Below are 12,977 nucleotides of genomic sequence, written 5' to 3'. Positions count from 1 at the left end.
GTCATGCCTGCTTCCACGTTTTCCACGACCCGGCAAGATGCCGCAATCGTCCGTCGAGCGCCATCACCGGCGCGACGTACAGCAGCAGCCAGAACCCACCCGCCACGAACAGGCGTGCCCACGGCGAGGCCAGCCCGAACAGGTCGCTGCCTTCGACAGTGGCCGCGAATGCCGTCGCCGCGCCCAGCGCCACCGCCAGCGCGCGTGCATCCGGACGATGCCGCAACTCACGTGGGCAGAAGAGATAAAGCCCCACCCCCAACGCCGCGAAACCACCCACCGCTGCCCAGGTCGCGCCCATGTAGCCATGCGCCGGGATCAGCCACAGGTTGAGCAGCACGCTGAGGGCGGTAGCTCCCAGCGTCAGCCACAGCACGATCGCCGAGCGCTTGTGGAGCAGCAGTCCGTATCCGCCGATCTCGAGCAGCGGATACAGCGCGTACAGTGCGCCGATCCACGCGAACACCGGGCCGGACCCGGCCTTGTCGGCACCGCTGATCGCAAGCACCGCTTCGCTGCCCACGCAGGCGATGGCCACGGCGATGCCGATCGACGCGTACGTCATCGGGAACAACACCTTCGACTTCAACGCCCGCACCGCCGCGGCACCGCCGGTCTCCCAGCTGCGATTGGCCACGGGGATGAACGACTCCGACAACGCGGCGCTCATCAGCATGCTCACCTGCAGCGCCAGCGAGTAGCCGATGGTGAAGATGCCGACGGCAGCGAATTCGCCGGTCATGCCCTTCAACATCAACCGGCCGATGGAGATCAACAACACGGTCGCGATCTCGTTGGCCACCAAGGGCATGCCGTAGCGCAGCGTCGTGCGCATCTGCGACCAGTCCAGCTGGCGCGAGAACACCATGTTGCGCCGTACCCAGTACACGTAGAACACGACGACCACGGCCGCGGCCAGCATCTTGCCGCCATAGGCCGCCACCGCGGTGCGCTCCAGCGCGTACACCGCACCGACCATCAGCACCAGCTCCATCCAGCGCCACGAGACCCGGGTGACCGTCAGCAGGCCTGAATGCTCGCCGGCACGCAGCACCATCTGCACCAGGCTGACGAACACCTGCAGCGGCACCATCAGCACCGCCATCCACAGCACCGGCGAGAACGACGCACCGCCGAACCAGTCCAGGCAAGCGAAGATGGTGATGCCGACCGCCCAGATACCGCACGAGACCAGCAGCGGCAGCAGGAACATGTTGGTGGCGAAGCCGGGCAGCCCGTTCGCCTCGTCGTGGTACGGATAGAAGCGCAGGATCGCGTGCTGTGCGCCCAGCTTGGCCACCGCCACGCCGATCATCAACCAGGTTTCGTAGTAGCCGAGGATGCCGTACTGGGTGTTGTCCAGCAGCCTCGTCAACAGCGGGAACGAGATCAGGCCCGCGACCATGACCAGCACGCTGGCGCCCGAATAGCGCAGGTAATGCAGGCCCACGCCGGCCTTCCGCGGCGTCGGGGGGGCGGTGGCCGCCACGGGCCCGTCGACTGGCTGGTTCATCGCGTCTTGGATGCTTCGAGCGGGAATCGCAAGCGGTTGCCTTCATCCGGCGATGGGGGAGCCGCCGTCCTTCGAATAGAACGCAAAACGACCGCCGATCCAGTCATCGCGTCGTGCCGCGCGCTGCAGCGATGCCCTCCCGCAGCCGCCGGCCAAGTTCGGGCCTGGCGATGAAGTCGTGGTGGCTTCCCGGCAGCTCGTGCACGCGGATGTCGCCGTCGATCCAGGTCTTCCAGCCCAGCGTCCCGTCGCCGCCCCGAACCAGCGGTGCGCGGAAGAGCTCGACATCCCCGTCGTAGCGCTGCTGCACGTGGTGGCTCAGCGCCTGGTGATTGGCCGATTCGATGCGGCGCAGGCGGATTGCGAGCGGCTCGGGCAGCGACGGATCACGCAGGTGTTGCACGCGTGCCCACGGGGCGTCGACGAACCGCAACCGCAAGCGGCGCAGCAGATCGGCCCACTGAGCCGCATCCATGCGCGACAACGCACGCCAGGCCGCCCATGGGGACCGCCACCAGCCTGCGCCTTCGTCGGCGCCCGGTGCGTGGGTATCGAACATGGCCAGCATGGCGATCGTGCGATCGCTCGTCCTGAGACGGCGCGCGACTTCGAGGGCAATGATGCCCCCCATCGAGCCACCTGCGAGAAGCAGCGGCCCACTCGGATGCAGGCGCTCGATCTGTTCGGCGTAGGCGTCGGCCATCACGCCGATGCCCTCGTGTGGTACAGCCGTACCATCCAGGCCGATCGACTGCAGCCCGTAGACCGGCTGGTCCACGCCGAGCGCGTCGAGCAGCGGATGGTAGTTGAGGACGTTGCCACCAACCGCGTGGAACAGGAACAGCGGAAGCCGTGAAGCGTCGCCCGGCTGCATGCACAACAGCGGATGCCAGCGGTCGTCGCCGGCTCCATCCGCGGAGCCAGACGCGGCACTGTTCGTGATCTCCGCTGACAGGGCTTCGGCCAACGCGGCGACGGTAGGCCGTTCGAGCAGCGTGGCCAGCGGCAGGTCCACGCCGTGCCGCCGATGCAACTCCGCGAACATGCGTACCGCCAGCAGCGACGAGCCGCCCAGGGCGAAGAAGTCGTCGTCCACGCTGACCGGCCTACATCGCAGCAAGCGCTGCCACAGTGCACACAGCTCGCTCTCCAGTGCATTGCGCGGGGCCCTGCCCGGCGTCGACGCCGGCACGGGGTCCATTGACGGCGATGGCAACGCACGTCGGTCGATCTTGCCATTGGGCGTCCTGGGCAGCCGCTCCAGCACTTCCACGAACTGTGGCCGCATGTATGCCGGCAACGCCTGCGAAAGCTTCGCGCGCAGCGTCGGCACCAGGTCGATCTCCGGCAGTTCAGTGGCGACGTAGAGCACAAGCGCATCGTCCCCGTCACGCAGGCGGCGCACGGCGACTGCGCACTCGGTGATCCCCACTTCGCCGGCAACGGCGGCCTCGATGTCGCCCGGCTCGATGCGGTAACCGCGCAGCTTGATCTGGTCGTCGACCCGGCCGTGGAAGTACAGCCGGCCGTCATGCAGGCGACCGAGATCACCGGTGCGATACATGCGACTGCCGTCCGCCACGAATGGATCGGGCACGAAACGCTCGGCGGTGAGATCGGACCGGTGCAGATAGCCGTCGGCCACGCCGGCGCCACCGATCCAGATCTCGCCGACCGCATGCGGCAGCGCCGGTCGCCGCCGCGCATCAAGCACGTACAGGCGCGTGCGCGCGATGGGCTGGCCCAGCGAGACGGCGGTCGTCCCGGCCTCGATGCGTTCGACGCTGGACCACACCGTGGTTTCCGTGGGTCCATACATGTTCCACAGGCCGCGGCATTGGCCGGCGAGCGTGCGCGCCAGCGGCAGCGGCAGCGGCTCGCCGCCCACCAGCAAGCGCAGCGGCGCCAGCATGTCCGCGCGCCCGACTTCCTGCACCAGCGCCATCATCGACGGCGTGGTCTGGAACACCGTGCAGCGGCGACGCTCGATCAGCCGGCACAGCGCTTCCGGGTCACGATGCTCGTCCTCGGTCGCGATCACGACGCGTCCGCCGCACAGCAATGGCAGGTACAGCTCGAGCGCGGCGATATCGAACGACAGCGTGGTCGCCGCGCAGATCGCGTCGTCGCGCGAGAACCCGGGCGAGCCGCGCATCGCGCAGAGGAAATTCACCAGGTTGCGGTGCAGGATGCGCACTCCCTTGGGCTCGCCGGTCGAGCCCGACGTGTAGAGGACGTACGCCAGGTCATCCGGATCCACGTCCGGAAGGGGCGCGTTGTCGTCCCCGGATGCCTCGAGCGCGCCGAGCGACAGGCAGGTGCGGCCATCGAGAAGTGCAGCAGGCAACGCCGCCGCGTCCGCGGCGATGATCCTGGCCAGCCCCGAATGCTCGACCATGCGACGCAAGCGTTGCACGGGGAACGCTGGATCGAGCGGCACGTACGCCGCGCCGGCGCGCAGCACCGCAAGAACCGCCACCAGCATGTCCAGCGAACGTGGCACCGCGACCCCGACCAGCTCTCCGCGCGCCACGCCCTGCGCCACCAACGCGGCCGCCAGTCGCCGGCTGCGGCGGTCGAGCGCGGCGTAGTCAATCGTCGCTTCGCCGCATTCCGCGGCGCAGCGATCGGCATGCTCGCCGAACGCGGGTTGCAGCAGCGCCGGCAGGGATGGTGCATTGCCCATGGCGGGGATGGCCTCGTCGGCCAGCACGTACGCCGCGCGCGACGAAGGCCCCGCGAGATCGAGGTCCGCCACCGGGGTGGCCGCTTCCGCGGCGATCGCTTCCAACACGGCCAGGTATGCCTGCGTCCAGGCGTGGATCGTGGTTGGGTCGTAGATCTCACGCTGGTACTGCACTTCGAGTACGAGCGCACCGGGCAGTTGCCGCCAGTAGTAGCCCAGTTCCCATGCGGCCGCCTTGCGCGGCATCACTTCGAGCCTGCAGTCCACGCCATCGAAGGCGAGGCGATCCATCGACGGCACCAGCGTCACGATGGATTCCACCAGCAGCATCCTGCCGGCATCGCGCTGCAGCGGCAGGGCATCGACGATGCGTCCCAGCGACACGTCCTGGTGCGCGGCGGCCTCCTTCAGCTTCTGCTGCACTTGGCCAACCAGTGCCTGCAGCGGCTGCGACGGGTCGACCCGCACCCGAAGCGGAAGCGTGTTGTCGGTATCGCCGACCAGGCGCGCACCACCCCCTTGTGCCGCGCCGGCGAAGGGAACTCCGCAGACCAGGTCGGTTTGCCCGGAGAGGCGGTGCATGAGCGCGAAGTACGCAGCCAGCAACAGCGCAAAGCGCGTGGCCGATTGCCCCCGGGCCGCTCGGCGCAATCCCTGCCAGAGTTCCGGATCCACGTCGATGTTGAAACTGGCGGCGGAAAAATCGATCCGGCCGGTGCGAGGTCGATCCGTCGGCAGACGCAGCGATTCAGGCAGGTCACGGAACTGCCCCAGCCAGTAGTCCAGGCAGCGCCGGCCCTCGGGACCATCGCGGCGCGCGCGCTCGGCGCGCGCGAAACCTGCCCACGAGTCGGCCGGCGGGATACGCGCCAGCTGCTCCGGCGTCGTGGCGTTGTAATGAGCCGCGAGATCCTTCAGGACGATGCGCAATGACCAGCCATCGAACACCAGGTGGTGCGCGGCCATGAACATCCGGTACTGCCCGGGCGCGAGCCGGTACAGGCACGCCCGCACGAGCGGGGCGACGGCCGGATCGAACGGCGTCGCCCGCTCGCGCTCACAACGTGCCGAGTACTCGGCCAGCGGATCAGCGCTGTCGGACAGGTCGACCATGCCCACGCGCATGCGCTGCGCGGGCTCGTATACCTGTGCCTGGCCGTCCCGCTCGAAGCGCACCGCGAACGCCTGGTGCCTGGCCACGACGGCGTCCAGGGCCACCTGCAGCCGCGGCACGTCGAGCGCACCCTCGAAAACAAGCTCGACGGCCTCGACGAAGGCCAGCGACGCTTGGGCGCTGTACCGACTCCCCAGCCACTTCTCCGCCTGCGCGTCGGTCAGCGGAAAGCGAATGCCCACTCCGGCACCGTCGTGCGTCGCTACCTTCAAAACGGCCCCCCGTTCCCCGTACGTCCAGCAACTTCCCACCCGCCCCCAAGCGGGTTCGCTTCACGCACCGGTCACGCCCCCCCCCCCAAAAAGGCTGCCGAGTCCGGCGCCCCCGCCTGTCCCGGCGGCGGGTCCGGCAGCCCTTCGGCCCCTTTCCCGCTCTTTCCTTGGCCGTCCCATATTTGGGGCGCGGCCCCACTATACGGACCCTGGAAGTGTGAATTCGATCTAAATCCAAGCCTCGGAGTAAGAAAAATTCGCGACCGACTGCTCAAACGGTACAAAAACGTGGACTAAACTCCCAACCGGACAGCAGGGGGCTCTGTCACTTCTTATCCAAACCTGATTTGCGGCCAACAGGAGCCGTTCTCGATGAACCGATTACGATTACCCATTGCCGGCAGTTTCGTCGCGCTCGGACTTTCCGCGCTGATCCTCGCCGTCGCCCCCACTGTCGCCAGCGCCCAGTCGCTTGGCAAATGCAACTCCTTCTATCCAAGTGGCTACACCCTGACCGAGGGCAAGGTCAACCCTCCCCTGGTCAACATGTCCAAGCCCGCCAAGGGCACCGTGTTCGAGGAACCGAACTTCGGGACCTGCGAGGTACGGGCCACTTCACACGCCACCGAGCCGCCGAGTGCGTTCGCACGCAACGACTATTCGCGCAGGCAGGCGTTCAACGCCAACAATACCTACTTCATCGTTTACTCGAACGATGGCTGGTGGCACCTGTACGACGCGAACACGCTGCAACACCTGCGCAAGCTGTCGCCGCGCGTGGCGAATCCGTCGACGCCGGCGCAGTACCACCTGGCCGGCGATGCCGAGCCGCAGTGGCATCCGACCGATCCCAACATCCTTTACTACCTGCCGACCAACGGCGGCACCAAGCTGCTGAAGCTTGACGTGCGCAACAATTCGTACGCGGTGGCCGCGGACTTCGCCGACAAGCTGCCTGCGTGGGCCTCGGGTGCCCGACACATCTGGACCAAATCCGAAGGCTCGCCCTCGGCGGACGGCCGGTACTGGGGTTTCCAGGTTGAAGACGGCGACTTCCGCCTGCTCGGCTACATGGTCTGGGACCTGCAGCAGAACAGGCTCGCCGGCAGCATGCAGAGCAGCAGCCGCCCCGACCACTCCAGCATGTCGGCCGCGGGTCGCTGGTACGTGACCTCGTCCGACTCGACCGGCACCTGGGCCTGGTCACGCGACTTCAAGACCAAGAAGAAGCTGCTCCACAAGAGCGAGCATTCCGATCTCGCGCTCGGCCCGAACGGCGAGGACTATTTCGTCTCGATCGATTACCAGAGCGACAAGGGCGATGTCTTCTTCGTCGACATCGACGCCTGCCCCGGCGTCCCGGCCTCCGCGTCGGATGCGCCGTCGTGCCCAAGGACGACGCTGTTCCCGACCTACTCGAACGGATCGGCCACCGCGCTGCACGTGTCCGGCAAGGGCATGAAGAAGCCGGGCTGGGCGGTGATCAGCACCTACGGCACGTCCGCATCCAGGGACGGCAGCTGGCCCTGGTACACCAACAAGATCTTCGCCGTCGAGCTGAAGGCCAATCCGCGGATCTACCCGCTGGCCTATACCCGCAACGGTGGCGGCAGCTACTGGGCCGAGCCGCACGCGTCGGTCAGCCGCGATTTCACGCGCATCATCTTCAACACCAACTGGGGTGTGCGCGGCGACGACATCGATGCCTACATCATCCATATCCCCGCCACGGCCCTGCCCGGCGGTACCAGCAGGCCACCGCCGACATCAGGACCCATGACCGGCGGCACGCTGCCGCCGCTGGAAGTCCAGGGCAACAACGTCGGAGCGAGCGGACAAGCGGTCGCGTCGAAGCCGGCCACCGGCCCGGTCAACGATGGCGATGCCGCGCCTGCCTCCACCGGCGGCAAGCTGTCCGCCGGCAATCGCGGGCGGGTCGCGATCACCCCGCCGGCCATGCTGTTCTTCCGGCGCTCGCTGTCGTTCCTGCGCACCGTGCAGGCGCACAGGCTCACCGAGGACAGCGCAACCTATCTGGCGCCGCTGGCGATGCCGGGCATCGGCTGGTCCGTGCACCTCAACCGACTCGGCCTGTCCGCCCTGCGCTCCTGGTCCGACTCCGGGCGCCCGGCGAAGTAACCCGCGCAGTCATGGAGCGCCGTCGCGGCGCCGCTGAATGAAGTTGCCCGGTAATGCATCGACACCGGGCAGCAGGCAGCAAGATCGATTCCCGCCCTTCCCTCCCCCGCATGCGCGGAGGGAAGGTGCGGGCGTTGTTGATGTCGCCCGCGACCACTTGAAGGCATCAAACCCTGTCGGGTTCGACCACCCGCATTCGCGCCCCCGCCGCAGGCGGGCGGCCATGCGCATCCAGCGCCTCGAAGCCGTACCATGAGTTGTAGGTATGGCAGCCGTCCAGGTCGGGCATTGCATCGAGCTTCAGCGTTGCCATCGGACGCTCGCGATAGCTCTCGGGCGTCAGCTCCAACACCTCGTTGAAGACCACCGCCGTGCCATAGATCGGCACGCAGCACTGCGACGGGCGCACCAGCCGGCCCTCGTGCCGGAACAGCCGGCCGGCCGGCCGCGACATGCGTGCGTCGGACAGGATCGGATTGGCCGGGTGCGGGCGATAGGGACCCGCCAGGGTATCGGAGGTGAACAGGAACAGTTCGTCGGACAACCCCCCGCCACTTTCGGAGATGTTCGCGAACAGGTACCACCTCCCTTCGTGGTGGTGCAGCGTGGGATCGACGCACTCGTGGCCTTCGACCAGGTCCGCGATGCGGCGCCAGCGCAGCGGGAACTCATCGGCGGCATAAAGGCTGACCCGATTCGCCTCGCACGACTCCACCGTCATGTACCACGCGCCGTCCCATTGGAATACCTGCGGATAGGACAGATGCGCGTCCTCATCCAGCACCACGCCGCGGCGTACCACGACATCGTCGTCCAGCAATTCCAGGCAGATGATGATGCCCTTGCTGCGAGCATGGACAAGTTCCTCGACGAACAGGAGGCGCCGGCCAGCGTCCATTACCGGATAGGGATCGGCCCAATAGTCCTGGCCCGGTGCCACGAGGACGGCGTGCCTGCCGATCGCGGGGTCGGTCGGGTCGAGCGGCGAAGCACCGGTAGGCACCAGCAGGAACCATGGATGGCGCGCACGGATCCTTCGTCCCCGCCAACGCAGGAACTGCCTGACGGCCACGAAGAAGGATTTCAGCCCCAGTCCGCCATGCAGCGTGAACGACGGCGGCGACACGCGCAGCGAACGAATCGCCGCGGGCTCCCCCGCTCTCCGCGATGCTGCGAATCCACGCAGCACCCGCAGCAGCATCGCGGGCAGCTTGGCGAAGGCGAGGTCGCGCTGCTGGCTGAAGGACATGGGACTGGTGGCGCCATGGGAAGTGGCCAGCGCGTCGGCGGTCTCGGTGCCGACGGCCCCCGACACCAGGTACAGGTTGAGTTCGGTGGCGCTGTCGCCCCGCAGGATCGGCGCCAGGAGTGCCAACCCCGCGCAATCAGGTTCGGTGATGTCCGGGTCCAGCATCCAGCATCCATGCCGTGCCAGTGGCGCCAGCATCGGCGCCAGCTCGGGCGCGCCGTGGAGCAGGACGAGGTCGGCCCGCGACTCGCGGACGCCGGCCAGAAGGGATTCGGTGTCCGCGTGCGCGACGCGCCCGCTGGCGTGGCGCGTCATATCCAGCGAAACCGGTGACAGGGGCCCGGTCGGCCTGCGCCCGGTGATGCGCCCCAGCAACCGGAACAGCACCCGCTCCAGTCCCAGGAACAACCGCACATCGAACGGCATCGCGCGGACACGGCGCGGAGGAGCATGCGACATCAGCGCCACGTCGAGTTCGACGGACCTGCTTGCAAGCGACTCCGACACGAACACGGACAGCCATTGGGGCACACGAACGGGCGTTACGAGCACGACCCGCAAGGGAACTGAAGATTCGGATGTACTTGCATACAGCGGGGTTCGGTGCTCCACGCCCCGACCGCCATCATGCTGTCCCATCATGCATCCCCATCCGCCAGCCCCCAGCGCGCCTGTCGCCTCTCCCCCGCCATGCTCCTGGGGTCCACGGCGATGGTGAGCCCAGCCGGATTGCAGGCCATCCGGGCGACTTCCGCAGTGTACAGGCGCTCGAATTCCAGACAAACGCGCGCTCGCCAATGCATCCCTGCCACCATCGGGCCCGGCCTGCCATGGCGGCAATCTCGGCTGGTAGGATGTTCGCGTCGCCACGGCCCTGGTCGCGGCGCCCACGGCGATGGCAGAGTCGGATCATGGGGCTGGACTTCTCGCAACTGTATTCGCTGCTCGGCCTCGAGCCCGGTTGCTCACTCGAGGAACTGAAGCATGCCTATCGGAAACGTGTCGCGGAACTGCATCCGGACAGGCATTCGCCCAAGTCCCGGGACGACAAGCAAAGCATTCAGCTCGCCAGACTGATCCCGCTGTACAAGGATGCGATCCATTTCCACGAACAGCATGGCCGCCTGCCAGGCAGCGTGGTTGTTGAAACCCCCACTGTCCCGGCTTCGCGGGGGATGGCGTCGTCGCGCGCGTTTCCGCGCAAGCGTGGCACGGCTCCTGAAACATCTCCGATCCCCGCCAGTCACTGGTGGCTGCTGCTTGGGCTCGCCTGCCTGATCGGTTATCTGGTGCTCTCGGCCTTTCCCGGAAAGGAGTCGACGCCAGGTTCATCGGCGGCCAGCGGCACGCGTCCATCGGCCGCGCACGCCGACACGGCAAACCACGGCGGCCACGCCTATGTCCTGGCCGGCATGGATGCCGATACGGTCCTGTCGATCCAGGGCCCTCCGTCGCGCGTCAGTGGCGATGTCTGGGAGTACGGCCCATCGTGGCTGCGGTTCGAGGATGGCCGCCTCGTCGAATGGCACAGCTCACCGTTGTACAGGTTGCGGACGCGCACGCCGCACAGCCCTGCCGGGCAATGAACGCCCGCGCGGGCACTCATCGGGCCCCGCGCCGGAACAGCACTACCTCGACGGTCTGCAGCAGGATCATGAAGTCGAAGATCAGGCCGTGGTTCTTGACGTAGAACAGGTCGAACTTCAGCTTCTCCCGCGCATCCTGCACCGAGGCCCCGTACGGATAGCGCAGCTGCGCCCAGCCGGTCAGCCCGGGCTTCACGGAATGGCGCACGCTGTAGTAGCGGATCTCCTGGTTGAGCTGGTCCACGAACTGCGGCCGCTCCGGCCTCGGGCCGACGAAGCTCATGTCGCCGGCAAGGACGTTGAACAGCTGCGGCAGCTCGTCCAGCCGTGTCGCGCGGATGAAGCGCCCGACGCGTGTCGTGCGGTCGTCGTTGGTGCTGGCCCAGACCGCGACGCCGTTCTTTTCTGCGTCGGTCCGCATGCTGCGGAACTTCGCCAGGCTGAAGGTGCGCCCGTCCTCGCCCACGCGCACCTGCCGATAGAGGATCGGCGCACCCGACTCCAGCCACACGCAGGCCGCGACCACCAGCATCACCGGCCACGCCAGCAGCAGCAAGACCAGAGCGGCTGCGATGTCGAAGGCACGCTTGCTCAAGCGCCGCGGGAAAGAGTGGTCGAATCCGCCGGAGAACACCAGCGACGAAGGATCGGCGACCTCGAGCTTGATCAGCCCCGCCTCCCGCTCGAAGAACATGGTCAGGTCGACCACCGAGATGCCGTGCTGCGCGCAGCGCAGGATCTGCTCCATCGGCAGGCCGCCACGACGCTCGTCGGGCGCCACCACGATCTCGTCGGCATTGAGGCGCTGCGCGATCTCGTGCAGGGGATCGGTTGACCGCACCAGCAGATCTTCGGCGACCACTTCCTCTTGGCCCGGAATGGGCAGGAAGCCGATGATGGCAAACGCCTTGCGGTCGCTGCGCCGGCGCAGGCGGCTGTTGATCAGGTCCGCGGCCTTGCCGGCGCCGAGGATGAGGATTCGGCGCTTGAAAGCCTCTACGCCGAACAGCCCGTAGACGACCAATCGCAGCGTGCAGATGGCGATGAAGCCAATCGCCAGCGCGATCACCAGCACGCCCCGGCCGATGTAGGTCTGCGGCACGGCGTAGTACAGCACCAGCAGCGCGACGCCGCCGAACGCAAATGCCAGTGCGATGCGCAGCACCAGGTCGACGCGATTGTGGCGGACGTGTGGCTGGTACAGACCGAAGGCGGCCATCGCGCCGGTGACGAAGGCCGCCACCAACAGCGTACGCACCGGCGCGCTTTCCACGAACATGCCGCGACTCACGGGATCGTCCATGAACCGCAACCAGACTGCAGCCGTGACCGCCAGCAGCATCGCCAGGAGTTCGAGGAACCAGAGCAGGCGAACCGTGCGGTCGGCCCGGCCGGAGAATGCCGAAATCATGTCCATCGCTCCAGACGACATGAATCCGGGAAGTGTTCCTGCCCCGCCCCCTGTCGCCATCTGTAGATCGGTCACGCATCCTGCGTGGGATTGTCCGCCGGCAACTACGCGCCGGCCTGGTAATGGATACGCGGCGAGCGGGCGGCAGCGGCCACGGCGGCATGCATTCCCGATCCGATCCGTCCTCCGGGTGGAAGGCCCGGCCTCGTCTCAGCCCCTGCTGCCGGAACTGCTCCGTCTGCCCAGCCCGCGATCGCCTCGACCACCCGGCAACGATCCCGCGCCGCGAACAGGATGTGGTCCAGTTCGGGATGGAACTCCAGGCGCAGCCCCGCGTGCACCCGCAGCGCGCCGAAGGTGGCATCGATCTGCCGCGGGTGCAGCAGGTAGTCGGACACCCCACCGGTGTAAAGCCCGAGCACGCGCACGCCGCGGCCCAGCGCTTCCGCCAGCCGCGCGCGGAATTCGGCTGGCGACGGCCACTCCCGGTAGTCCTCGACCGAAGGCACATGCTCCGCACCGGGCGCCATGCGGCGCAGCCGCCGGCCCAGCTTCCCGAGCAGCTCGCGCAGCGGCGTACCCAGGAACATCTTCAGCCGACCGAAGCGGTACCACCCACCCCTGACCGCCATCGGGTCGACCAGGACCAGGCCGCGGACCCGTTCGTCCAGCGTCGCCATGCGCCAGGCCAGGTCGGCCGCACTGCAGATCCCACCGACCAGGAATGCCCTGGCACCGGTCCGCACCGCCAGCGCGTCGAGCGCCTGCACCGCCCTTGCCTGGGCCGCGCCCTTCATCCCGGCGTCACCGATGCCGGGCAGGTCGAAGCGGAACACGTCGAAGCCCGATGCCGCCAGCCGGCGCGCGAGGTCCACATGCAGGCGCAGCGGCCCCGGCCGGTGGATCAGGCCGGCGTTGAACAGCACCACGACCGCACCGCGCGCAGGCGACCGCGCCGGGGTCAGGATGCCGAAGCCGCCTTCGCCGAACGTGAGTACTTCTTCCAT

7 protein-coding genes are annotated in these 12,977 nt (G+C 67.7%); 2 read left to right on the top strand and 5 right to left on the bottom strand.

Going from position 1 to position 12,977, the window contains the following annotated elements:
• Window position 1: 1 nt before the first annotated feature.
• On the bottom strand, window positions 2-1,513 hold the full coding sequence (locus ACFONC_RS03825) for a lipopolysaccharide biosynthesis protein (protein ID WP_386742400.1): 1,512 nt from the start codon (window positions 1,511-1,513) through the stop codon (window positions 2-4).
• A gap of 103 nt (window positions 1,514-1,616) precedes the next feature.
• Entirely contained in the window at window positions 1,617-5,555 is a 3,939-nt protein-coding gene (locus ACFONC_RS03820; RefSeq protein ID WP_386742399.1) for a non-ribosomal peptide synthetase, read from the bottom strand.
• 402 nt (window positions 5,556-5,957) lie between these two features.
• Between ACFONC_RS03820 and ACFONC_RS03815 the strand changes: the two genes are divergently transcribed.
• Window positions 5,958-7,724, top strand: a complete 1,767-nt coding sequence (locus ACFONC_RS03815; RefSeq protein ID WP_386742397.1) for a hypothetical protein — start codon at window positions 5,958-5,960, stop codon at window positions 7,722-7,724.
• A 166-nt stretch (window positions 7,725-7,890) separates the two neighbouring features.
• On the opposite strand, the gene ACFONC_RS03810 is transcribed toward ACFONC_RS03815, so the two are convergent.
• Complete coding sequence (locus ACFONC_RS03810) at window positions 7,891-9,615, bottom strand: glucosamine inositolphosphorylceramide transferase family protein (protein WP_386742395.1); 1,725 nt, start codon at window positions 9,613-9,615, stop codon at window positions 7,891-7,893.
• 269 nt (window positions 9,616-9,884) lie between these two features.
• On the opposite strand from ACFONC_RS03810, the gene ACFONC_RS03805 reads away from it, so the two are divergent.
• On the top strand, window positions 9,885-10,559 hold the full coding sequence (locus ACFONC_RS03805; RefSeq protein ID WP_386742394.1) for a J domain-containing protein: 675 nt from the start codon (window positions 9,885-9,887) through the stop codon (window positions 10,557-10,559).
• A 16-nt stretch (window positions 10,560-10,575) separates the two neighbouring features.
• Here ACFONC_RS03805 and ACFONC_RS03800 read toward each other — a convergent pair whose 3' ends face one another.
• Window positions 10,576-11,970 carry a TIGR03013 family XrtA/PEP-CTERM system glycosyltransferase gene (locus ACFONC_RS03800; RefSeq protein ID WP_386742393.1) on the bottom strand — a complete coding sequence of 465 codons (1,395 nt, stop codon included), beginning with the start codon at window positions 11,968-11,970 and terminating at the stop codon, window positions 10,576-10,578.
• A 104-nt stretch (window positions 11,971-12,074) separates the two neighbouring features.
• On the bottom strand, window positions 12,075-12,977 hold the full coding sequence (locus tag ACFONC_RS03795; RefSeq protein ID WP_386742391.1) for a hypothetical protein: 903 nt from the start codon (window positions 12,975-12,977) through the stop codon (window positions 12,075-12,077).

This window comes from Luteimonas soli (assembly GCF_042648865.1).
GTDB lineage: Bacteria > Pseudomonadota > Gammaproteobacteria > Xanthomonadales > Xanthomonadaceae > Luteimonas > Luteimonas soli.
Note: the sequence above shows the minus strand (reverse complement) of the source record. Positions and strands in the feature narration are given on the sequence as shown.

Bases quoted from the DNA above. Each gene is read 5' to 3' on its own strand.
- ACFONC_RS03825 (WP_386742400.1), bottom strand. From the start codon at position 1,513: ATGAACCAGCCAGTCGACGGGCCCGTGGCGGCCACCGCCCCCCCGACG.
- ACFONC_RS03815 (WP_386742397.1), top strand. From the start codon at position 5,958: ATGAACCGATTACGATTACCCATTGCCGGCAGTTTCGTCGCGCTCGGA.
- ACFONC_RS03810 (WP_386742395.1), bottom strand. From the start codon at position 9,615: ATGATGGGACAGCATGATGGCGGTCGGGGCGTGGAGCACCGAACCCCG.
- ACFONC_RS03805 (WP_386742394.1), top strand. From the start codon at position 9,885: ATGGGGCTGGACTTCTCGCAACTGTATTCGCTGCTCGGCCTCGAGCCC.
- ACFONC_RS03800 (WP_386742393.1), bottom strand. From the start codon at position 11,970: ATGATTTCGGCATTCTCCGGCCGGGCCGACCGCACGGTTCGCCTGCTC.
- ACFONC_RS03795 (WP_386742391.1), bottom strand. From the start codon at position 12,977: ATGGAAGAAGTACTCACGTTCGGCGAAGGCGGCTTCGGCATCCTGACC.